At 76.3% G+C, this 22327-nt stretch carries 17 protein-coding genes; 12 read left to right on the top strand and 5 right to left on the bottom strand.

The window, feature by feature from the left end; translation table 11 throughout:
• Positions 1-68: 68 nt before the first annotated feature.
• Positions 69-1553 carry an NAD-dependent succinate-semialdehyde dehydrogenase gene (locus tag MT994_RS14260; RefSeq protein WP_354806789.1) on the bottom strand — a complete coding sequence of 495 codons (1485 nt, stop codon included), beginning with the start codon at positions 1551-1553 and terminating at the stop codon, positions 69-71.
• A gap of 137 nt (positions 1554-1690) precedes the next feature.
• Between MT994_RS14260 and dapA the strand changes: the two genes are divergently transcribed.
• The 3 genes from dapA to MT994_RS14245 all read left to right on the top strand — a co-directional run bounded on the left by dapA (position 1691) and on the right by MT994_RS14245 (position 5324).
• Entirely contained in the window at positions 1691-2635 is a 945-nt protein-coding gene (dapA, locus tag MT994_RS14255; RefSeq protein WP_021482387.1) for a 4-hydroxy-tetrahydrodipicolinate synthase, read from the top strand.
• Between the two features lie 50 nt (positions 2636-2685).
• Positions 2686-4371 (top strand): ribonuclease J, encoded by a 1686-nt coding sequence (locus MT994_RS14250; RefSeq protein ID WP_034655491.1) that lies wholly within the window; start codon positions 2686-2688, stop codon positions 4369-4371.
• 272 nt (positions 4372-4643) lie between these two features.
• The gene (locus tag MT994_RS14245; protein ID WP_354806788.1) at positions 4644-5324 is read left to right on the top strand and encodes a DUF4328 domain-containing protein; all 681 of its coding nucleotides are present in this window, start codon (positions 4644-4646) and stop codon (positions 5322-5324) included.
• Between the two features lie 49 nt (positions 5325-5373).
• Here MT994_RS14245 and MT994_RS14240 read toward each other — a convergent pair whose 3' ends face one another.
• Positions 5374-5964 carry a TetR/AcrR family transcriptional regulator gene (locus MT994_RS14240; protein WP_354806787.1) on the bottom strand — a complete coding sequence of 197 codons (591 nt, stop codon included), beginning with the start codon at positions 5962-5964 and terminating at the stop codon, positions 5374-5376.
• Positions 5965-6064: 100 nt separating this feature from the next.
• Here MT994_RS14240 and MT994_RS14235 point away from each other — a divergent pair, with 100 nt between their 5' ends.
• Together MT994_RS14235 and MT994_RS14230 are read left to right on the top strand one after the other, a co-directional pair.
• Complete coding sequence (locus tag MT994_RS14235) at positions 6065-6475, top strand: hypothetical protein (protein ID WP_108051232.1); 411 nt, start codon at positions 6065-6067, stop codon at positions 6473-6475.
• 46 nt (positions 6476-6521) lie between these two features.
• A complete protein-coding gene (locus MT994_RS14230) occupies positions 6522-6887 on the top strand; it encodes an Imm51 family immunity protein (protein WP_061267556.1) in 366 nt (121 codons plus the stop codon).
• Between the two features lie 18 nt (positions 6888-6905).
• Here the strand turns inward: MT994_RS14230 and MT994_RS14225 are convergent, their stop codons facing one another.
• Positions 6906-7811, bottom strand: coding sequence for an MBL fold metallo-hydrolase (locus MT994_RS14225; protein ID WP_354806786.1), 906 nt, complete (start codon positions 7809-7811; stop codon positions 6906-6908).
• A gap of 121 nt (positions 7812-7932) precedes the next feature.
• Here MT994_RS14225 and MT994_RS14220 point away from each other — a divergent pair, with 121 nt between their 5' ends.
• The 4 genes from MT994_RS14220 to MT994_RS14205 all read left to right on the top strand — a co-directional run bounded on the left by MT994_RS14220 (position 7933) and on the right by MT994_RS14205 (position 12725).
• Positions 7933-10767, top strand: coding sequence for a DNA translocase FtsK (locus MT994_RS14220; RefSeq protein ID WP_354806785.1), 2835 nt, complete (start codon positions 7933-7935; stop codon positions 10765-10767).
• 63 nt (positions 10768-10830) lie between these two features.
• Positions 10831-11460 (top strand): CDP-diacylglycerol--glycerol-3-phosphate 3-phosphatidyltransferase, encoded by a 630-nt coding sequence (pgsA, locus tag MT994_RS14215; protein ID WP_021483781.1) that lies wholly within the window; start codon positions 10831-10833, stop codon positions 11458-11460.
• 68 nt (positions 11461-11528) lie between these two features.
• Positions 11529-11993: a CinA family protein gene (locus MT994_RS14210; protein ID WP_354806926.1), complete on the top strand. Its 465-nt coding sequence runs from the start codon at positions 11529-11531 to the stop codon at positions 11991-11993.
• Between the two features lie 390 nt (positions 11994-12383).
• On the top strand, positions 12384-12725 hold the full coding sequence (locus tag MT994_RS14205; protein WP_021483863.1) for a helix-turn-helix transcriptional regulator: 342 nt from the start codon (positions 12384-12386) through the stop codon (positions 12723-12725).
• Positions 12726-12776: 51 nt separating this feature from the next.
• Here the strand turns inward: MT994_RS14205 and MT994_RS14200 are convergent, their stop codons facing one another.
• Together MT994_RS14200 and MT994_RS14195 are read right to left on the bottom strand one after the other, a co-directional pair.
• Complete coding sequence (locus MT994_RS14200; protein WP_354806783.1) at positions 12777-13616, bottom strand: DNA-formamidopyrimidine glycosylase family protein; 840 nt, start codon at positions 13614-13616, stop codon at positions 12777-12779.
• Between the two features lie 44 nt (positions 13617-13660).
• Positions 13661-18631 (bottom strand): DEAD/DEAH box helicase, encoded by a 4971-nt coding sequence (locus tag MT994_RS14195; RefSeq protein ID WP_354806781.1) that lies wholly within the window; start codon positions 18629-18631, stop codon positions 13661-13663.
• Positions 18632-18832: 201 nt separating this feature from the next.
• On the opposite strand from MT994_RS14195, the gene MT994_RS14190 reads away from it, so the two are divergent.
• From MT994_RS14190 to MT994_RS14180, 3 genes are all read left to right on the top strand, one after another.
• Positions 18833-19066, top strand: coding sequence for a DUF3046 domain-containing protein (locus MT994_RS14190; RefSeq protein ID WP_034655650.1), 234 nt, complete (start codon positions 18833-18835; stop codon positions 19064-19066).
• Between the two features lie 102 nt (positions 19067-19168).
• Positions 19169-21355 carry an alkaline phosphatase family protein gene (locus tag MT994_RS14185; protein WP_354806779.1) on the top strand — a complete coding sequence of 729 codons (2187 nt, stop codon included), beginning with the start codon at positions 19169-19171 and terminating at the stop codon, positions 21353-21355.
• A complete protein-coding gene (locus MT994_RS14180; protein ID WP_354806778.1) occupies positions 21352-22152 on the top strand; it encodes an MBL fold metallo-hydrolase in 801 nt (266 codons plus the stop codon). Before MT994_RS14185 ends, MT994_RS14180 begins: the two co-directional genes overlap by 4 nt.
• Positions 22153-22327: the final 175 nt, after the last annotated feature.

Here is a 22327-nt window from a genome sequence, read left to right as displayed (position 1 = left end):
CGTCGGATCCCGGTCCGTGACCCCGTGCTCGACGGCGGCGGGGGAGAAGGGAGAAGGGAGGGGGGACGTCAGAGGGCCACGTAGACCGTCTCCAGGTACTCCTCCAGGCCGGCCTCGCCGCCCTCGCGGCCGAGGCCGGACTGCTTGAGCCCGCCGAACGGGGCGCTCGCGTCGGAGACGAGGCCGCGGTTGACGCCGATCATGCCGGCCTCGACCTCCTCGGAGACGCGCACGGCCCGGTCGAGCGACGTCGTGTACGCGTAGGCGGCGAGCCCGTACTCGGTCGCGTTCGCGAGCGCGATGCCCTCGTCGTCGTCGCCGAACGCGACGACGGGGGCCACCGGGCCGAAGATCTCCTCGCTGACGACGCGCGCGTCCGGGTCGACGCCCGACAGGACGGTGGGGGAGTAGAAGTACCCGGGGGAGCGGGGCCGCTCCGCGCCGGTGAGCACCTGGGCCCCGCCGTCGACGGCCGCGTCGACGAGCTCGGCGACCTTGTCGACGGCCTTCGCCTCGATGAGCGGCCCGACCTGCGTCCCGTCCTGGGCGCCCGGCCCGACCCGCAGGTCCGCGAACGCGGCGGCGAGGCGCTCGGAGAACTCCCGCGCGACGGCGTCGTGCACGAGGAAGCGGTTCGCCGCCACGCAGGACTGCCCCGCGTTGCGGAGCTTCGCGACGACGGCGCCCTCGACCGCCGCGTCGAGGTCGGCGTCCGCGAAGACGAGGAACGGGGCGTTGCCGCCGAGCTCCATCGAGGTGCGCAGCACCTGGGCGGACGCCTTCTCGAGCAGCGTGCGCCCGACGGGCGTCGAGCCGGTGAACGACAGCTTGCGCAGGCGCTCGTCCGCGAGGAGCGGCTCGGTGACGTCGGCGGCGCGCGACGACGGGACGACGTTGACGACGCCCGTCGGCAGGCCGCGGTCGGCGAGCTCGGAGCGGATCACCTCGGCCACGAGCGCGGTCGTGAGCGGGGTGAGCCGCGCCGGCTTGACGACGACCGTGCACCCGGCGGCCAGCGCCGGGCCGATCTTGCGCGTCGCCATGGCGATCGGGAAGTTCCACGGCGTGACGAGCAGCGCGGGCCCCACGGGCCGGCGGAAGACGAGCTGGCGGTTGCCGCCCGCGGGCGCCGTCCGTGCGAGCCCGTCGGCGCGGACCGCCTGCTCCGCGTACCAGCGCAGGAAGTCGGCGCCGTAGAGCACCTCGGCGCGCGCCTCGGCGAGCGGCTTGCCGCACTCGGCCGTGATGAGCGCCGCCACGTCGTCGGCCCGCGCGACGACCCGGTCGTAGACGGCGCGCAGCACCTCGCCCCGCTCGCGCGGGGGCGTCGCGCGCCACGCGGGCGCCGCACGGTGCGCGGCGTCGAGCGCGCGCAGCGCGTCCGCCGGGCTCGCGTCCGCGACGTCGAACAGCGACTCCTCGGTCGCCGGGTCCTCGACCTCGAAGGTCCGCCCGCCCTCCGCAGGACCCCAGTGGCCGTCCACGAGCAGCCCGGTGGGCACGTGGGCGACGAGCGCGGGGGAGAGGTTCGACGTCGAGGCGGGGCGGGACATGCTCCGAGTATCGCCCTGGGGGTCGCGGGGACGCACCCGGGCGAGCGGTGCGGAGCGCCGGGCCCCCGCCGCGTACGCCGCCCGGCCGCTGCCGGACGGGCGCGGTGCGACGACCCGCCGCACGGTAGTTTGTGCACATGGTCCTTCCCGCCACCCCCGCGCGCCCGTTCGGTGCCGTCCTCACGGCCATGGTCACCCCGATGACGCCCGACGGCGCCGTCGACCTCGAGGCGGCGGCCCGGCTCGCGAAGCGCCTGGTGGACGACGGGAACGACGGCCTCGTGCTGAGCGGCACGACGGGCGAGTCGCCCACGACCCACGCCCCCGAGAAGCAGGACCTCGTGCGCGCCGTCGTGGAGGCGGTCGGCGACCGCGCGGCGGTCCTCGCGGGCGCCGGGTCCAACGACACCGACCACGCGCTGCGCATGGCCGAGCAGGCCGCCGAGGCCGGGGCGGACGGGCTCCTCGTCGTCACCCCGTACTACTCGCGCCCCGGCCAGGAGGGCGTCTACCGCCACGTCGTCGCGATCGCCGAGGCGGCCGACCTCCCCGTCATGCTGTACGACGTCCCCGGCCGCACCGGGGTGCGCATCGCCCCGGACACGTACGCGCGCCTCGCGGCGCACGAGCGGGTCGTGGCGACCAAGGACGCGACGGGCGACGTCTACGCCGCCGCGAAGCTCGCGGCATCGACGGGCCTCGCCTTCTACAGCGGCGACGACGGGCTGCTGCTCCCGTTCCTCGCGCACGGCGCCGCGGGTATCGTCTCCGTGTCGGCGCACGCCGTCGCGCCGCAGTTCGCGGAGGTCGTGCGCCGCTTCGACGCCGGCGACCCGGCGGGCGCGCTCGAGGTCTTCCTCACCACGACGCCCGTCATCGACGCGCTCAACGGTGCCGGCTTCCAGGCCGTCATGGCCAAGGCCGCCGTCGAGCTGCTCGGCGTCACCGACAACCGTTTCCTGCGCCTGCCGAACGTCGCGGCGACCGAGGACGACGTCGCGCTCGTGCGCGACGCCCTCGCCGCCGCGGGCGTGCTCGCGGGCGCGACCACCGCGGCAGACGCTGCCGCACCCACGAACTAGCGAGGGCAGGAGCCCTCGAAACCCCCGGCTCAGCCACGACAGGAGGCCCCGTGAGCCATCCCCACCCCGAACTCTCCCTGCCTCCCGAGCTCCCCGCCGGAGGGCTGCGCATCGTCGCCCTCGGCGGTCTCGGTGAGGTCGGCCGCAACATGGCCGTCCTCGAGTACGACGGGCGCCTGCTCGTCATCGACTGCGGCGTCCTCTTCCCCGAGGACAACCAGCCCGGCGTCGACCTCATCCTCCCGGACTTCGACTACATCGCGGACCGGCTGGACGACATCGAGGCGATCGTCCTCACGCACGGCCACGAGGACCACATCGGCGCCGTGCCCTACCTCCTGCGCCTGCGTCGCGACATCCCGCTCGTCGGGTCGCAGCTCACGCTCGCGTTCGTCGAGGCGAAGCTCAAGGAGCACCGCATCTCGCCCGTGACCCTCGCGGTCAAGGAGGGGCAGGTCGAGCAGCTCGGCGTGTTCCGCTGCGAGTTCGTCGCCGTGAACCACTCGATCCCCGACGCGCTCGCGGTCGCGGTGACGACCGGCGCCGGGACCGTGCTGCACACGGGCGACTTCAAGATGGACCAGCTCCCGCTCGACGGGCGCATCACCGACCTGCGCGCGTTCGCGCGCCTGGGCGAGCAGGGCGTCGACCTGTTCATGGTCGACTCGACCAACGCCGAGGTGCCCGGGTTCGTCACGCCCGAGGTCGAGATCGGCCCGGTGCTCGACAACGTCTTCGCCGCCTCCGAGAAGCGCATCATCGTCGCGTCGTTCTCGTCGCACGTGCACCGCGTGCAGCAGGTCCTCAACGCCGCGCACCACCACGGACGCCGCGTCGCGCTCGTCGGGCGGTCGATGGTCCGCAACATGACGATCGCGTCCGAGCTCGGGTACCTCCACGTGCCCGAGGGCGTGCTCATCGACCTCAAGAAGGTCGACTCGCTGCGCGACGACGAGATCGTGCTCATGTGCACGGGGTCGCAGGGCGAGCCCATGGCCGCCCTGTCGCGCATGGCGAACGGCGACCACAAGGTCCAGGTCGGCCACGGCGACACCGTCATCCTCGCGTCGTCGCTCATCCCGGGCAACGAGAACGCCGTCTTCCGCATCATCAACGGCCTCACGCGCCTCGGCGCGCGCGTCGTGCACGGCGGCAACGCCAAGGTGCACGTGTCCGGCCACGCGAGCGCGGGCGAGCTCCTCTACTGCTACAACGTGCTCAAGCCCAAGAACGTCATGCCGGTGCACGGCGAGGTCCGCCACCTCGTCGCCAACGGGGCGCTCGCGGTCCGCACGGGCGTGCCGGCCGACCGGGTCGTCCTCGCCGAGGACGGCGTCGTCGTCGACCTCGTCGACGGGCGCGCGTCCGTCGTGGGTGCCGTGCCGTGCGGGTACGTGTACGTCGACGGGTCGAGCGTCGGCGAGATCACGGACGCCGAGCTCAAGGACCGCCGCATCCTCGGCGAGGAGGGCTTCGTCTCCGTGTTCGCCGTCGTCGACTCCGCGACGGGCAAGGTCCTCGCGGGGCCGCAGATCCTCGCGCGCGGGTTCGCCGAGGACGACAAGGTGTTCCAGGACATCCAGCCCGAGGTCGTCAAGGCGCTCGAGGACGCGATCGCCGGCGGCGCGACGGACACGCACCAGCTCCAGCAGGTCATGCGCCGCGTCATCGGCCGGTGGGTCTCCAACCGCCTGCGCCGTCGTCCGATGATCGTCCCGGTCGTCGTCGAGGCGTAGCCTCCGCGACCGGCGTCGGACCGGTCTCCGCCCAGGTCGGGGCGCCAGTATGCTGGCGCCCCGACCAGCGCAGGAGGCACCCTTTGACGCACCACGACCCCTCCGGGGTCCCGCCCTACGGACAGCCCGGCGGCCCCGTCCCCGGACAACCTTCGGCGCCCGGCCGGCCGGTACCGCAGTATGGCGCGTACGGCACCGCGTCCGTCCCCGCGTACGGGCAGGCGGCGCCCCCGTCCGCGGGTCCCTCCGCGCTGACGCCGCCCTCGGCACCCGTGTACGGGCAGCCGACGGCCCCGGTGTACGGCGCGTACGGCGGCGGGTACGGCTACGTCCCGCGACCGCCCGTCCCCGGCGGCCTCGCGACGGGGACGATCGCGCTCGCGGTCGCGGTCACCGCCGTGCAGGTGCTGGCCTGGGTCACGTCGTTCGGCGCGGCCGAGGAGTTCGAGCGCGCCGCCCGAGCCGGCACCCCGAGCGCCGAGGTCCTCACCGGGTACGACGCCGTGGGCCTGCTGCTCCTTCCCGTCCAGCTCGCCGCGGCGATCGTGACGTGCCTGTGGCTGTGGCAGAGCCGCGTGCTCGCCGAGGCCGTGTCGCCCGCGCGCGGGCACGCGCGCAGCCGGGTGTGGGTCTGGCTCGGGTGGATCGTGCCGGTCGTCGCGTTCTGGTTCCCGTACCAGGTCGTGCGCGACGTGCGCGCCGCGACCGTCGTCGCCCCGCGCCGCGGCCTCGGGTGGTGGTGGGCCGGGTGGCTCCTGTGGAGCGTCGCGACGAACGTCGCCACGCAGCTGACGACGCTCTCCTCGGCCGGTGCGGCCGGGACCTTCGCGCTGCTGCCCGTCGCGGAGACGGTGGGCACCGCGGGCGTCGTCCTCGCGCTCGTCCTGTGGGTGCGCACCGTCCGCGAGATCACCGCGGGCCAGCGTGCCGCCACGGGAGTCGACGCCCGGTGACCGCGCGTCCGCTCGCCGTGGGCAGGCGGACGGGCCTGCTGCTCCCGGCCTAGGTGTCGGCGTCGCGCCGCACGAGCCCCGGACCGACGGCGGCGAGCGTCGCGGCGTAGCGCGCCGCCCGGGCGTCGTCCCCGCCGGGCACGAGGCCCGCGAGCTCGAGCGAGACCAGGCCGTGCACGAGCCCCCAGAGGCCGAGCGCGACGTCGGCGGCACCCGCGCCCTCCGGGACGAGCCGCGCGACGGCGTCGCGCAGCACGCGGAACGTGGGCTCCTCGACCGCCTCGGGCCGGTCCGGCCCCGGCCGGACGCCGCGCGCGAACATCACGGCGTAGAAGTGCGGGTCCGCCAGCGCGAAGTCGCGGTACGCGCGGCCGAGGGCCGCCAGGTCGGCAGCGGGGTCGTCGGTGCGGGGGACCGTGGCGAGGTGTGCGGCGAAGCGCCGGAAGCCCTCCGCGGAGACGGCGGCGACGAGCTCGTCGCGGCTGCCGAAGAGCGCGTAGACGGCCGATGCGCTCGTCCCGGCCTCGGTCGCGATCGACCGGACCGTCACCGCGGCCTCCCCGTGCGTGGAGACGGCGCGCGACGCCACGTCGAGGAGGCGGTCGCGCAGGGCGTCGTCGTGCAGTCGAGGTCGTGCCACGCGCCGAGTCTAGAGGCCTTGACGAGCGTTCGCGAACGATGTTCTATAACAGTGTTCGTAAATCGGTGCGCGAGTTCTCGCGTCGCTCCTGGAGGTCCCCGTGCTCGAGCTCACCGACGCCGCCCGCCTCACCGCCGGCATCGTCCTCCTCACCGTCGTCGGCATCGAGTCCGGCGGGGCCTTCCTCGTCCGGGTCGTGACACGGCGGGTCCCGGCCACCGCGTTCCAGACGTCGTTCTTCCGCGCCGGGCACGCGCACGCCGGGGTGCTCGTCATCCTCGGCCTGGTGTGCCTGCTCCTCACGGAAGCCACGGGCCTCGTCGGCCTCTGGCGGTGGCTCGCGGCGACCGGCGTGCTCGTCGCGGCGATCCTGCTCCCGGCCGGCTTCTTCCTGTCGGCCGTCGGCCCCGGTCGCGAGACGCCGAACCGGGCCGTCGCGCTGCTGCCCGCGGGGGCCGTCGTCCTCGCGGCGGGCGTCGTGACCCTCGCCGTCGGCCTCTTCCTCGGCTGACCGAACCCGGAGCCCGGACGTGGGTGGCTCTCGCTACGGTTCCGGCATGACCACCGCCGAGGACTTCGTCCCGCTCGACCCCGTCCGTCTCGTCACGCTGGCGCAGGGGTGGAGCATCATCTACTCGCCCGGCGGGCCGGAGTGGCACCACCACCAGGGTGCGCTCGAGCGGCACGGCGTCGAGGGCTCGGGCTACGACTTCTCCGGCGCGCTCCAGGCCACGCTGACCGACCACGAGCCGGACGTGCTGGGCGCCGTCGGATTCGACCCCGAGGGGGGCATGGTGAGCGTGTACGGCTCCGACCTGGACGCCCTGCACGTCGCGGCGCGGCACCTGCACCGCCTCGTCACCGACGAGCGGGCCCTCGACGCCGCGCTCGCGCGGTCGGTCGAGCTCGGGCTCGACGACTGAGCCCGGAGCCGTGGGACGTCAGCGCGCGCGGAGCGCGGCGAGCTGCTCCTCGTGCCACGTCGCGACGTAGCCCGTGAGCCGGTCGTCGCGCACCACGGCGTCGGCGTGCGCGACCGCATGCTCGAGCGCGTCGAGGTAGGCGCGGTCGGCCGCGAAGCGCGCGGCGACGGCGGCACGGCCGACGGCCGGGCTCCCGTGGCCCGGGACGAGCGCGTCGACGTCGCGCGCCGCGAGCTCGAGCGCGTCGAGCGCCCCACGGTACGTGCGCACCGGGTCGCGCGACCCGGTGTCGACGAGCGGCACCTCCACGTCCGAGAGCATGTCGCCCGCGAGCAGCACGCCCCGCACGACGAGCGCCGCGTGCCCCGGCGCGTGGGCGTCGTGCTCGACCACGACGACGTCGGTCTTCCCGTCGGCCCGCGCGTCGGCTCGCTCCTCGGCCTGCCCGGGGTCCGGTGCTGTCGGCCACGGCAGGCGTCGTGCGCCGCGGGGGAGCGGCGTGAGCGCGCCGACGAGCGTCGGGTCGTGGCCGGGCGCCGCGGCGTCGGTCGCGGCGACCAGGTCCGCTCCCCGCGCCCGGACGGCGTCGGCGCCGCGGGCCGTGGCGTAGCGCGGGGCGTCGCCCAAGGAGCGGGACCACAGCACGTGGTCCCAGTGCGGATGGGTCGCGAACCCGGCCGTCACGCGCCAGCCGCGGCCGTGGACGGCGGCGGCCAGCGCCTCGACCTCCTCGACCGTGACCGCGGGGTCGACGACGAGCGCCGCGCCGTCGGGCGCGACCACGACCGTCGACGTCGTCGTCCAGATCGTCGCGGTGGCCACCCAGACCCCCGGGCGGACCTCCACGAGGTCGCGCGCGTGCGCCTGCTCGCCGTCCGTGGTCGCGTCGGCGGTGCTGCGCCGCACGCCCGCGTGATCGTCCATCGGTCCTCCGCTCGTCCTCGCGGGAACGGGTCGCGGGCACGTGCCCGCACCCCGGTCCGCCGGGGACACGCGCCCCGGGGTCCCGGGCGCCGTCGTCCCTCGCAGGTAGGTTAGGACCACTATGGCGACCCGCACGTCCCCGCAGGCACGTCGGACCGCGAGCAACCGCACACCAGCGCCCCGCACCGCGGCGCGCGGCGGTTCGTCCACGGCCCGCGGCACGTCGCGCGCCGGAACCGGTCGCGGACGGTCCTCCTCCTCCAGCGCGCGCCGCCCGGCGCGTCGCCCGGCGGCAGGGCCGCCGTGGCCCGTCCGGGCGGTGCGGGGGGTCTGGCTCGGCGCCGCGCACGGCGTGGGATCGCTCGTGCGCACCATCGGAAGAGGAGCAAGAGAGCTGGACCCGGCACACCGGCGCGACGGCGTCGCGTTCACCCTCATCGCCCTCGCGGTCGTCGTCGCGGCCCGCGAGTGGTGGGGCATCCAGGGCACGTTCGGCAAGGTCGTCCACGGCGTCGTCGCGGGGACGTTCGGTCTCGCCGGCGTCGCGGTCCCGGTCCTGCTGCTCTGGCTCGCGGTGCGCATCATGCGGCACCCCGAGCGCGCCCAGGCGAACTCGCGCGTCGCGATCGGGCTCACGCTCATCGTCGTGTCCGTGTGCTCCCTCGTGCACATCTCGGAGGACCTGCCCGCGCCGCGGGACGGCTTCGCGGCGGTGCAGGACGCGGGGGGCATCGTCGGCTACCTGGCGGCCACGCCCGTGACCGCCGGGCTGACGCCGTGGTTCGCCGTCCCCATCTTCCTGCTCCTCGGGTTCTTCGGGCTGCTCGTCGTCACCGCGACGCCCGTGCACCGCATCCCGAGCCGGCTGCGCGGCCTCTACGACGTGCTCACCGGCAACCACCGCACCGAGGACGACGCGCTCGACGCCGACGGGCTCCCGCTCGCGGAGGGCGTCTCGCGCCACGACGGCAGCGAGCCGCCGACGGGTCGCCGACCGCGCAAGCCGCGGCGCACCAAGGCCCAGCGCGCGGCGGAGGCGGCCGAGATCGAGAAGCCCGAGGGCGGCTTCTCGGGCGACGAGGCGTTCGAGACGGCCGCGTTCCTCGACTACGAGGACGACGCGCCGCGCGGCCGGGGGAAGAAGCGTCGCGCGGAGGAGCCGGCCGCCGGCACCGCCGCCACGGAGGTGGTCCCCGCCGTCGGGCAGGGGACCGCGCAGGACACGGCGGCGGCCGCGATGGGCGCGGTCGCGCCCTCCCCGGAGGACGGCGCCGGCAGCGTGCCGCCGCCCCCGCCCGCCCCGATGCCGCGGGGCGTGCAGCCCATGCTCGAGGGCGACACGGTCTACCTGCTCCCCGACGAGGACGCGCTCGTCAAGGGCGCGCCGCACAAGGTGCGCTCCGCCGCGAACGACCGCGTGGTCGAGGCGCTCACGCAGACGTTCGAGCAGTTCGAGGTCGACGCGAAGGTCACCGGGTTCACGCGCGGCCCGACGGTCACGCGCTACGAGGTCGAGGTCGGGCCCAAGGTCAAGGTCGAGCGCATCACGTCGCTGTCCAACAACATCGCGTACGCGGTGGCCAGCGCCGACGTGCGCATCCTCGCGCCGATCCCCGGCAAGTCGGCCATCGGCATCGAGATCCCCAACACGGACCGCGAGACGGTCGTGCTCGGCGACGTCCTGCGGTCGTCGGCCGCGCGGCGCACCGAGCACCCCATGGTCATGGGCGTCGGCAAGGACGTCGAGGGCGGCTACGTCGTCGCGAACCTCGCGAAGATGCCGCACATCCTCGTCGCGGGCGCGACGGGCGCGGGCAAGTCGAGCTTCATCAACTCCATGATCACGTCGATCCTCATGCGCTCGACGCCCGAGCAGGTGCGGCTCGTGCTCGTGGACCCCAAGCGCGTCGAGCTGACGATCTACGAGGGCATCCCGCACCTCATCACGCCCATCATCACGAACCCGAAGAAGGCCGCGGAGGCCCTCGACTGGGTCGTCCGCGAGATGGACGCCCGCTACGACGACCTCGCCGCGTTCGGGTTCAAGCACATCGACGACTTCAACGCCGCCGTCCGCGCCGGGAAGGTCAAGCCGCTGCCCGGCTCCGAGCGCAAGATCGCGACCTACCCGTACCTGCTGGTCGTCGTCGACGAGCTCGCCGACCTCATGATGGTCGCCCCGCGCGACGTCGAGGCCTCGATCCAGCGCATCACGCAGCTCGCGCGCGCGGCGGGCATCCACCTGGTGCTCGCGACGCAGCGTCCGTCGGTCGACGTCGTGACGGGCCTCATCAAGGCGAACGTTCCGTCGCGGCTCGCGTTCGCGACGTCGTCCCTCGCGGACTCGCGCGTCGTGCTCGACCAGCCCGGCGCGGAGAAGCTCATCGGCCAGGGCGACGCCCTGTTCCTGCCCATGGGCGCGGCCAAGCCCATGCGCGTGCAGGGCGCGTGGGTCTCGGAGTCCGAGGTGCACGCCGTCGTCGAGCACGTGAAGAGCCAGCTCAAGCCCGTCTATCGCGAGGACGTCACGCAGGCGGCCACGAAGAAGCAGATCGACGAGGACATCGGCGACGACCTCGACCTGCTGCTCCAGGCGGCCGAGCTCGTCGTGACGTCGCAGTTCGGCTCGACGTCGATGCTCCAGCGCAAGCTGCGCGTCGGGTTCGCCAAGGCGGGTCGCCTCATGGACCTCCTGGAGTCGCGCGAGATCGTCGGGCCGTCCGAGGGGTCCAAGGCCCGCGAGGTGCTCGTGACGCCCGAGGAGCTGCCGTCGGCGCTCGCCCTCATCCGGGGCGAGCCCGCGCAGGACGTCTTCGACGGCCAGGCGCCCGCCGCGGCCCCCGCGCCCCCGGGCGCAGGGGGCGGCCACGACTACGGCGAGGGCACCGACGGGCACATGCCCCCGGTCGCGACGGAGTACCACGACGGCGCCGACGTGGAGTCGGGCTGGCGGTGACCCGGGCGGCCGGTGGTGCTGCCGACGGTCGGCGCACCCCGGACGACCCCCTAGGCTGGTGACGTGGTCAACGCCGTCCCCTCGCCGTGGAACTCCGCGAACCTCGTCACCATGGCGAGGATCCTGCTCGTCCCGTTCTTCGCGTGGGCGCTGCTCGTCGACGGCGGGGAGTCCGTCACGTGGCGCCTCGTCGCGACGGGCATCTTCGTCCTCGCCGCCACGTCGGACCGCCTCGACGGCTACCTCGCGCGGCGCTACGACCTCGTCACGGACCTGGGCAAGCTCCTCGACCCCATCGCGGACAAGCTGCTCGTGGGCACCGCCCTCGTGCTGCTGGCGTGGCCGCTCGGCGAGCTGCCCTGGTGGGTCCCCGTCGTCGTGCTCGCGCGCGAGCTGGGCGTCACGCTCCTGCGGTTCGCCGTCCTCAAGTACGCGGTCATGCCCGCGTCCCGCGGCGGGAAGCTCAAGACCGTGCTGCAGACCGTCGCGATCACGCTCTTCGTGCTGCCGCTCGCGCACCTGCCGGCGTTCGTCGGCGTCGTCGCCTGGATCGTCCTCGCCGCGGCCATCCTCGTCACCGTCGTGACCGGCCTGGAGTACGCGTACCAGGGCTGGCGCCTGCGCCGCGACGCGGTGCGCGCGGCCCGGGTCGTCGAGCGGGGTCCGAGCACGGACGGCGCGCCCGTCTCGTGACCGACGCTCCGGTCCCGCCGGGGAGCTCGTCGGTCACCGGCCCGGACGTCCGGCCCGACGTCGTCGAGCTGCTCGGCGCTCTGGAGGCCCGCGGGTGGACCCTCGCGACGGCCGAGTCGCTCACGGGCGGCCTGCTCAGCGCGACGATCGTCGACGTGCCCGGCGCCTCGCGCGTGCTCCGGGGCGCCGTCGTCGCGTACGCGACCGACGTCAAGGAGTCGGTCCTCGGCGTCGACGGCGACCTGCTCGCGGCGCACGGGGCCGTGCACCCGGAGGTCGCACGCCAGATGGCCGAGCGCGTGCGCGGCGTGCTGGGGGCCGACGTCGGGGTCGCGACCACGGGCGTCGCGGGCCCCGACCCGCAGGACGGCCGGGCCCCGGGGACCGTCTTCGTCGCCGCGAGCGGACCGGGGGGCACGGAGGTGCGAGAGCTGCACCTGGCGGGCGACCGCGCGGCCGTCCGCGCCGCCACCGTGGCCGCCGCGGTGGCGCTCGCGCGCGCGGCGGTCGGGCTCCGGCCACCGAGGGCGTGACGATGCCCCGTGCCGGGTGAAATCGTCGGCGGGAGCGTCGGCCGCCCGGCCGGGCGTGGACCGGGCCGGAGGCGTCGTGGAGACGTCGTGAACGTGCCGCGGGGGAGCGGCCGGGAGGCCCGGCGCGGGAACAACACCCCACGTCGCGACGTTGCACAGCACGTGATCGCCAACAGGACCGTCAACCGACCGGTGGGACGCACGGACAACGCGCCCGCGCCCCGTCCCGCACGGGGCACCGGCGACGTGAGCGGACCGCGGGCGGGGTACGGTAGGACGACCCCGTCACGCGGGGCAGTGAACAGGAAGACCGGCACGAGCAGTTCGCGCACCCAGGTGGGGGCCTCTCCGGCTCCCGGGGGCGCACGGGACACGGAAGGGGGTCGCCAGATGATTGTTCTTCGACGAGAGATCGGGGACGTGCTGCGAGACGCTCGCCAGCGACAGGGGCGCACCCTGCGAGAGGTGTCCTCCGCCGCACGGGTCTCGCTGGGCTACCTCAGCGAGGTCGAGCGCGGTCAGAAGGAAGCGTCGTCGGAGCTCCTCGGCTCGATCTGCGAGGCGCTCGACATCCCGATGTCGTTGGTGCTGCGCGAGGTCAGCGACCGGGTCGCCGTCGCCGAGGGTCTGCTGATCCCCGACACCATCCCGGCCGACTTCGCGACGGCCGTGCTGGGTCGCCAGCATCCCGAGGGCACGGCACGCCGCGAGGACCTGCAGCCCGTCGGCTGACGGTCGGGCCGGGACCGGCCGCACCGGGAGCGGGGGCAGCGACGCCCGCCGTCATCCTGCTGCGGGCGGTGCCTGGCAGGTCGGACACCAGAAGATCGGACGGTCGTACGGGGGCTCGTTCGCCGTACCTTCCGCGACAGGCGTGCCGCACACGTGGCACGCCTTTCGTGTGCGCCCGTGCACGTGCCGCACGACGCCGGCGCGCGGGTCGAACCCGTGCCGCACCGTGCGCTGCATGAGCGTGCGCGCCGTGAGCAGGAGGCCCTCGAGGTCCTCGACGTCGCGGACGGGCGTCCACGGGTAGACGTGCTCGGCGAAGAGCGACTCGGCCGTGTAGATCGTGCCGATGCCGGCGACGAGGTGCTGGTCGAGCAGGGCCTCCGCGACGGGCACGCCCGTCGCGGCACGCTCCGGCCGGTACCGGGGGCCGCTCCCGCCCGCCGCGTCGTCGGCCCGCATCCGCGCGGCCGCCTCGGGCAGCCCGGTCTCCCGGAAGTCGTCGCCGAGCACGTCGGGACCCAGCGGCCCGACGATCACGCGCTCGTCCGCGGTGCGCAGCACGTGCAGCATGCCGATCCGGTTCCCGACCGCCGTCCACCACTCGTTCGCGAGGACGACGCGCACGTTCGGCTCCGCCCCGCGCGCGTCGTGGGTGCCCGTCCGGGCGAGCCGCCACGACCCCTCCATGCGCAGGTGCGTGTGCAGGGACCGGCCGTCGTCGAACCGCGTGAACAGGTGCTTCCCGTAGGCCTGGTTCCCGACGACCGTCCGCCCGACCAGGTCGATCTCCGCCGCGCTCGGCCACCGCAGGTCCGAGCGGACCAGCACCCGGTCCTTGAGCGCCTCGTCGAGGCGGGCCGAGACGAGACGCAGGATGTCACCCTCGGGCACGCGACCGCCTCCCGTGGCCGGGGGCGCGCGACGACCGCCGCACGTCAGGCCGCCCGCAGGCCGCGCGGCGTCGCGCGGAAGCCGGCGTCGAGCAGCGCGCGCACCGCGTCGTCCGCCGGGGTCCGGGTCGTGCCGGCGCCCGCGAGGGCCTCGACGCCGTCGACGCGCTGCACCACGATCTTCCCGAGCGTGCCCGCCCGTACGGCGCGGACCAGCGCCGCGCTCGCCTCGGCGAGCCGCGGGCCGTCCACGAAGGACAGCACGGACCGCCCGCCGCGCTCGACGTAGAGCGCGAGGTCGCCGTCGCTCAGCACGACGACGGCGCCCGCCTTGCGGCCCGGGCGGTGGCCGCGCGAGCCCTCGCCGGTCGTGCCGTCCGTGCCGGGCGCGCCGGGTGCGCCCGGTCCGGTCGACGGGCGGGCGGGCCACGGCAGCGCCGCGCCGTAGGGGTTCGCCGGGTCCGTCGCGGCGAGCAGCACGGCGCCGGGACGCGGACCGCCGCGCGACGTCCGCGCGTCGGGGAGCGGGGCGAACGGGTCGGACGCTGCCGCCGCGGCGTCGGCCTCGAGCGCGCGCTCACGGTCCTGCGCGTCGGTCCGGAGCTGGTCGACCGCGCCGGGGAGCGCGAACTGCGAGCCGCCGAGGTGCTCGACGAAGTACCCGCGCCGCGCCGCCCCCGTGGCCTCCAGCTCGCTCAGCACGCGGTACACCGCGCGGAACGACCCCGCGACGCCCTCGGCGGGCGCGACGGCGCGCGTGAGCACGCCGTGGCGGTCGAGCAGGACGCGGGCGAGCGCGTGCGCCCGGCGGGTGGGGTCGGGCTCGCGCGGGGGCAGCGCCGACCACCGCCCGGCGCCGCCGCGCAGGGCCGTCTCGGGCGACGTCGGCGGTCGCAGGCCCGCGAACCGGCCGCGCGCGAGCGGCCGGGCCCGCGCCGGGGCGCGCGGCGCGCGGTGGGTCCCCCCGGCGGCGCCGAGCCGTGCGCGGAGCGAGCCGAGGCCGTCGTTCGTCACGTGGCCCGACCACACGAGGTCCCACAGCGCCTCGAGCGTCGGGACGGTCTCCGCGCCGGCGCGCTCGGCCAGCCGCGGGAGGAAGTACCCGCCCGAGCCCTCCAGCAGGTCGAGCAGCGTGGCATGGAGGCCGGTCTCGGGCGCCGGGCCCGGGTCGGGCAGCGTGAGCGGCGCCCACTCCGCGAGGTGCAGGCTGACGAGCCCGTCGCCGCCCGAGCCGGGCAGCGGGGCGTGCCCGCACCACACGACCTCGCCGGTCGTCGTCAGCTCGTCGAGCATCGTGGGGGTGTAGTCGCTGACGCGCGCCGGGAGCACGAGGGTCTCGAGCGCCGACGCGGGGACGGCCGCGCCCGAGAGCTGCTCGACGACGCGCAGCAGCCCGTCGACGCCGCGCAGCGCGCCGAGCCCCTGCCAACGCGGGAGGAAGACGCCCAGCGTCTCGGCGGGGACGGGCTCCACCTCGGCGCGCAGCGCGGCGAGCGAGCGCCGGCGCAGGACGCGCAGCACCTCGGCGTCGCACCAGTCGTCGCCCGTGCCGCCGATCGCCTCCGGCCGCAGCCGCCCGCGCACGACGAGCCGGGCCGCCTCGAGCCGCTCGAGCGTCTGCACGACGACGGCGACGCCCAGCCCGAGGCGTGCGGCGAGGTCGGCGGCGGTGAACGGGCCGTGCGTGCGGGCGTGGCGGCGCACGAGGTCGCCGAGCGGGTCGGGGACGGGCTCGGTGAACACCTCGGGGATGCCGACGGGCAGCGCGACGCCGAGCGCGTCGCGCAGGCGGCCGGCGTCCTCCACGACCGCCCACTGCTGCGCACGCTCGGGCGCGACCCCCGCGAGCCGCACGGGCATGATGCGGCGCGCGGCCTCGAGCTCGCGCAGCCAGGCCGCGACGTCGGCGCGCACGTCCTCGCGGGTCCGTGCCGCGACCTCGGCCTCGGTGAGCGGGCCCAGCCGGCGCAGCACGTCCCACACGTCCTCGGCGTGCCGCGCCTGCCGCTCGGGCGCGAGCGCGCCGAGCTCGGCCTCGGTCCGCTCGATCTGGGCGGGGTCGAGCAGGTCGGCGAGCTGGGCCGCGACGCCGTCGCCGCCCAGGAGCTCGGCGAGGAGCGTGGGGTCGAGCGACAGCGCGGCGGCGCGGCGCTCCGCGAGCGGGGCGTCGCCGTCGTAGAGGAACTGGGCGGTGTACCCGAAGAGGAGGGACTGCGCGAAGGGCGACGGCGTCGGGGTCGTCACCTCGACGAGGCGCACGCGCCCGGCGGCGAGGTCGCGCATGAGGTCGGTGAGCGCCGCGACGTCGAAGTCGTCCTGCAGGCACTCGCGGGCGGCCTCGAGGACGATCGGGAACTCCGGGTACTCCGACGCCACCGACAGGAGCTGCGCCGAGCGCTGCCGCTGCTGCCACAGCGGCTGGCGCCGGTCCGGACGACGCCGGGGCAGCAGGAGCGCGCGGGCGGCGGCCTCGCGGAACCGCGACGCGAACATCACCGACCCGCCGAGCTCGTCGCGCACCGCGTCGAGCACGTCGTCCGGGTCGAGGAGCAGGTCCTCGACGCCGACGACGGGCGCGTCCCCGCCGAGGCCGCCCGAGCCGTCGGCCGCTCCCTCGAGCCACGAGTCCCCGGTGTCCGGGAGCCGCAGGACGATGCCGTCGTCGGCGTGCATCGCGGCGGCGTCGACCCCGTAACGCTCGCGCAGGCGCGCGGCGAGCACGAGCGCCCACGGCGCGTGCACCTTCGCGCCGTACGGCGAGTGCACGACGACGCGCCAGTCGCCGAGCTCGTCGCGGAAGCGCTCGACGACGACCGTGCGGTCGTCCGGGACGCGCCCGGTCGCGTCGCGCTGCTCGCGCAGGTAGGCCAGCAGGTTGTCGCTCGCCCACGCGTCGAGGCCTGCCGTGCGGAGCCGGTCTGTCGCGGCGTCGGGGTCGGTGGCGGCGAGCGCGTCCGTCTCGCGCACCCACGCGCCGAGCGCACGGCCGAGCTCGGCGGGTCGGCCGGGGGAGTCGCCCTTCCAGAACGGCAGCCGCCCCGGGATGCCCGGCGCGGGCGTGACGAGCACGCGGTCGGGCGTGATGTCCTCGATGCGCCACGTGCTCGACCCGAGCGTGAACGTGTCGCCGACGCGCGACTCGTAGACCATCTCCTCGTCGAGCTCGCCGACGCGCTTGCCGCCGCGCGGGGCGCGGCCGCCCGCGGTGTCCGGGTCGCCCGCGACGGTCCCGGTCCCGGCGTCCGTCGCGAGGAACACGCCGTACATCCCGCGGTCGGGGATCGTGCCGCCGCTCGTCGCGGCGAGCCGCAGCGCGCCCGGCCGCCCGGTCAGCCGGCCCGACGCGCGGTCCCACACGATCCGCGCGCGCAGCTCGCCGAAGTCCTCGCTCGGGTAGCGGCCCGCGAGCATGTCGAGGACGGCGTGCAGCGACGCGTCACCGAGGTGCGCGTAGGGCTCGCTGCGCCGCACGAGCGTCGCGAGCTCCGCGACCGTCCACTCGTCGACCGCGACCATCGCGACGACCTGCTGGGCGAGGACGTCGAGCGGGTTGGCGAGCACGTGGAGCTCCTCGATGCCTCCGGAGCGCATGCGCTCGGCGACGACCGCCGACGGCACGAGGTCGCCCCGGTGCGTGGGGAACACCACGCCGTGCGACACGGCCCCCACCTGGTGGCCCGCGCGCCCGATCCGCTGCAGGCCCGACGCGACCGAGGGCGGCGCCCCGACCTGGACGACGAGGTCCACCGCGCCCATGTCGATACCGAGCTCGAGGCTCGACGTCGCGACCACCGCGGGCAGCCGGCCGTCCTTGAGCTCGGTCTCCGTGCGCGTGCGCTCGGCCCGGCTCATCGACCCGTGGTGCGCGCGGGCGATGACGGGCTCGACGCCCGAGCTCGCGCCCGACTGCGCCTGCACCTGCGCCGCGGTGACCGTGCCCGGGTCGAGCACGTCCTCGCCCTGGCGCTCGGCCCACAGCTCGTTCATGCGCGCCGTGAGGCGCTCCGCCCCGCGGCGAGAGTTCGTGAAGACCAGCGTGGAGCGGTGGTCGGTGACGAGGTCGACGACCCGCTCCTCGACGTGCGGCCAGACCGACGGGCGCGGCGGCCGGACGTCGGGCGCGCCCGTCGGGCGCGACGTCGCCGGGCCCGTGAGGTCGCGCTCGCCGGGGGGCAGGGGCGGCAGGCCGCCGTCCGACCGCGACCCGGCGTCCGGCACGAGCGCCGCCGTCCCGAGGTCCGAGAGGTCCGGGACGGGCACGACGACGTCGACCTCGATGCGCTTGCTCGACGGCGGCTGCACGACGACGACCTCGCGCCCGCCCTCGGCCTCGGGCCGGTGCCCGCCCAGGAAGGTCGCGACCGCCTCGACGGGACGGACCGTGGCCGAGAGCCCGACGCGCTGCGCCGGGGGCCGCTCGTGCGCCTCGAGCAGCGCGTCCAGGCGCTCGAGCGACACGGCCAGGTGAGCGCCCCGCTTGGTGCCCGCCACCGCGTGGATCTCGTCGACGATCACCGTCTCGACGCCCACGAGCCCCGCGCGCGCCTGCGACGTCAGCACGAGGAACAGCGACTCGGGCGTCGTGATGAGGATGTCGGGCGGGTGGGTCGCGAGCCGGCGGCGCTCGCTCGTGGGGGTGTCCCCGGTGCGGGTGCCGACGACGACGTCCGGCACGTCGAGCCCGAGCCGCACCGCGGCCTGGCGGATGCCCGCGAGCGGCGAGCGCAGGTTCCGCTCGACGTCCGCGGCGAGCGCCTTGAGCGGGGAGACGTAGACGACGCGGCAGCGCGCCTCGCGAGCCGGGGCCTCGTCCGGGGGCGCGGCGAGGATCCGGTCGAGCGACCAGAGGAACGCGGCGAGCGTCTTGCCCGAGCCCGTCGGCGCGACCACGAGGGCGTGCCGGTCGCTCGACACGGCCTCCCACGCACCGGCCTGCGCGGCGGTCGGCGCGTCGAACGCGCCCGAGAACCACGCGCGCGTGGGCGCGGCGAAGCGGGCGAGCGGGTCCGAGGTCACGCGCCCATTCTGGGGCTGCCCACCCACACGCGCCCGCCGCAGCGTGCCGGCGCCCCGGCGGCCCGCCCGTGCGCCCTCGGAGAGACCTGGTGCGACCCCGGGCGACTTCGGTGCGACCCGGGGCGACCCCGGGCGACGCGGTGCGGCCCGCGCGTCCCGGCGCGCGACCGGGCGGCCACGGATCCGTGCAAGGCTTGGTCCGTGCGCTACCGCGAGTTCTCCGAGCTGGTCGACGAGGTGTTCGGTGCGGCCCTGGGCCGCGCCTACGTGCGCGAGCAGGTGCTGTCCGCGCTCGACGACCGGACCGCCGCCCAGGCGCTCGAGGACGGGGTCGAGCCGCGCGTCGTCTGGCACGCGCTGTGCGACGCGCTCGACGTGCCCGACGCGCGGCGCTGGGGGAACGACGACCACCGCCAGGCACCGCCGCGCCGCTGACCGGCCCCGACCTGCCCGGCCCCCACCTGCCCGGCCTCGACCTGCCCGGGACCCGGGGACGCCCGAGGGGCGTACCCTGCCGTGCCCCGCGATGATGGCGGCATGAGCGTTCCCGCCCGCGGCCGCCTCGCCACGCTGCGCCTCACCGCCGCCGACGTGCGCGGCGCGGCCTGGTCGCTCGTCTCGACGGCGGCCGGGCTGGGGCTCGCGATCTGGCTCGTCCCCGGGGTCGAGGTGACGAACCCCTGGTCGCTCGTCCTCGCGGCGCTCGCGGTGGCGGTGGGCGACGCGCTGCTGCGCCCGGTGCTGCGCGGGGTCGCGCGCCGGTCCGGCGTCGTCGGCGCGCTCGTGTCGGGCGTGGTCGCCCAGGTCGCGGTCGCGTGGGCCGCGCTCACCTACCTCCCGGGGTTCCGCAGCGGGACGTGGACCGACGTCGTCGCCGTCCTCGTCATCGCGGCCGTGCTCATGGCGCTCGGGCGCTGGGTCGTCGGGGCGAGCGACAACGAGTACGTGATCGGGGACCTGCTCCGGCGCGCGCGACGTCAGGCGGGCGTGCCCCGGGGCGCCGCCGCGGGCGCCGCCGCGGAGCGCCCGGCGGGCCTGCTCGTCGTCCTGCTCGACGGCGTCGCGCGCCCCACGCTCGACTACGCCCTCCAGGCCGGCCTGGCCCCGACGCTCGCGCGGTGGCTCGGCGACGGCAGCCACCACCTCACGACGTGGTGGGCCCGCGTGCCCGCGACGACGCCGGCCTCGACCGTCGGGCTCCTGCACGGGTCGACCGAGCACGTCCCCGCCTTCCGGTGGTGGTCGCGCGCGCTGGGGCGGCTCGTCGTGACGAACCGGCCCGCGGACGCGGCGGCGGTCGAGGCGCGCACGAGCGACGGCGCGGGTCTGCTCGCGGGCGGCGGCGTCGCCGTCTCGACGATGTTCTCCGGGGACGCGGCGACGAGCCTGCTCGTCATGAGCCGGGCGCGCGAGGGCCTGGGGCCCGGGCAGATGTTCGTGCACTTCTTCGCGAGCCCGTTCGTCCTCGTGCGCGCCGTGGTCGTCGCGCTCGGCGAGCTGCTCAAGGAGCTCTACCAGGGCTGGCAGCAGGCCGTGCGCGGCGTCGAGCCGCGCGTCTCGCGCCTCGGCTGGTACCCGGTGCTGCGCGCCGTGACGAACGTCGTGCTCCGCGACCTCAACACGACGCTCGTCGCGGAGCAGCTCGTGCGCGGGGCGCCCGTCGTCTGCGTCGACCTCGTGGACTACGACGAGATCGCGCACCACGCCGGGCCGCTGCGGCCCGAGTCGCTGCGCGCGCTCGAGGGCCTGGACCGCGTCGTCGGGCTCTGGGAGCAGGTCGCGGCGGTCGCGCCCCGGCGCTACGACGTCGTCGTGCTCTCGGACCACGGGCAGTCGCTCGGCCCGACGTTCGAGCAGGTCACCGGGCGGTCCTTCCTCGACGAGGTGCGACGCCTCATGGCGCTCGACCCGCCCGCTGACGGGGCTCGTGCGGACGACGACGGCCGCGCGCGGGACGGCGCCGGGTCCGCCCGGGGCGAGGGCCGGCGTCGGGCGACGGCCCCGGACAGCGAGGCGTGGGGCCCCGCGAACACGGCCCTCAACGCGCTGCGGCCCGGGCAGCCGGACGCGCAGGCGGGTCGCATGCTCGTGGGCCCGGACCGCTCCGAGCGCCGCGCCGACGCCGCACCCGCCGTGCCCGAGCTGCCCGAGGTCGCGGTCGTCGGGTCGGGCAACCTCGGGATGGTGTGGTTCCCGCGCGAGCCGCGGCGCCTCTCGGGCGACGAGGTCCGCGCCCGGTGGCCCGCGCTGCTCCCGGGGCTCGTCGCGAACCCCGCGGTCGGCGTCGTCGTCGAGCGCGGTCCGCACGGGGAGGTCCGGGCGCACGGCCGGGGTGGCTCGCGCGACCTGCTGACGGGCGAGGTCGTGGGCGCCGACCCGCTCGCGTCGTTCGGGTCGCGCGCGGCGGCGGACCTCGTGCGCGTCGCCGGGCTGGAGGACGCCGGGGACCTCGTGCTCGTGTCCAGCGTCGACGAGGTCGGGATGGTGCACGCGTTCGAGGGCCTGGTCGGGTCGCACGGCGGCCTCGGCGGGGCGCAGAACCAGGCGGTGCTGGTGCACCCCGCGCACCTCGCGGTGCCCGACGACGAGCTCGAGGACGTCGACGGCACGCCGATGCTCGTCGGGGCGGAGGCGGTGCACCGCCGGCTCGTCGCGTGGCTCACCGACCTGGGGGTACGGCGGCCGGTGGCCGAGGACGCGCCGGGCCGGGGGAGCGGCGCGTGAGCGTCACCGTGACGTGGCTCGGCCACTCGAGCGCGGTCCTCGACCTCGCCGCGACCCCCGGCGGGCCGACGGCGCGGCTCGTGACCGACCCGCTCCTGCACCGGCACGCGGGGATGCTCCGCCGGCGCGGCGAGCAGCCGGCCCCGGTGTGGCGGGGCGGCGACGCCGTCCTGCTGTCCCACCTCCACCACGACCACGCCGAGCTGCGGTCGCTGCGGCTCCTCGGCGACGTGCCGGTCCTCACGGCACCCGCCAACGCGCGGTGGCTGCGCGGCAAGGGGCTGCGCGGCGTCGGGCTGGGCGACGAGTGGCACGCGGTGGGCCCGCCGGGGGCCGGGGTCGAGACGCGGCTCGTCACCGCGGTGCACGGGCACCGGCCGATGCCGCACCGGCCCAACGCCGCGAACGGTCACCTCGTGCGGACCACCGGTCCCGACGATCTGCGCGTGTGGGTGGCGGGCGACACCGAGCACCACCCCGGCATGGCGCACCTCCCGGCGCTCGCGGGCGGCCCGGTGGACGTGGCCCTCGTGCCGGTCGGCGGGTGGGGGCCGCGGCTCTCGGGCGGGCACCTGGGCCCGGTGCAGGCCGCGCGGGTGTGCGCCGAGGTCGGGGTGCGGGTCGCGGTCCCGGTGCACTGGGGGACGCTGCACGCGCCGGGCGGCCAGCACCTGCCGCGCGGCTGGATGGACCACGCGGGCGCGGCGTTCAAGGCGGCCGCGCAGCGCGAGGCGCCCGGGACGCGGGTCGTCGTGCTGCGGCCCGGGGAGTCGTGGTCCGCGGACGACGACGGGTGAGCCCGCGAGTCGCGGACACGCCGGGGCGGGTTCCGTGATCGAACACGTGTTCGACTAGAGTTGTGCACAGGGCGCGCTCCGGCGGGCCCGGGACGCCGGTCCGGCACGACGGTCCCCAGGTCTGGGGCTCGTCGGCACCGCGTGTCGGTGGCTGCCCGTAACGTCGGGCCACAAC

It is taken from the genome of Cellulosimicrobium sp. MI9406 (assembly GCF_040595865.1).
GTDB lineage: Bacteria > Actinomycetota > Actinomycetes > Actinomycetales > Cellulomonadaceae > Cellulosimicrobium > Cellulosimicrobium funkei.
Note: the sequence above shows the minus strand (reverse complement) of the source record. Positions and strands in the feature narration are given on the sequence as shown.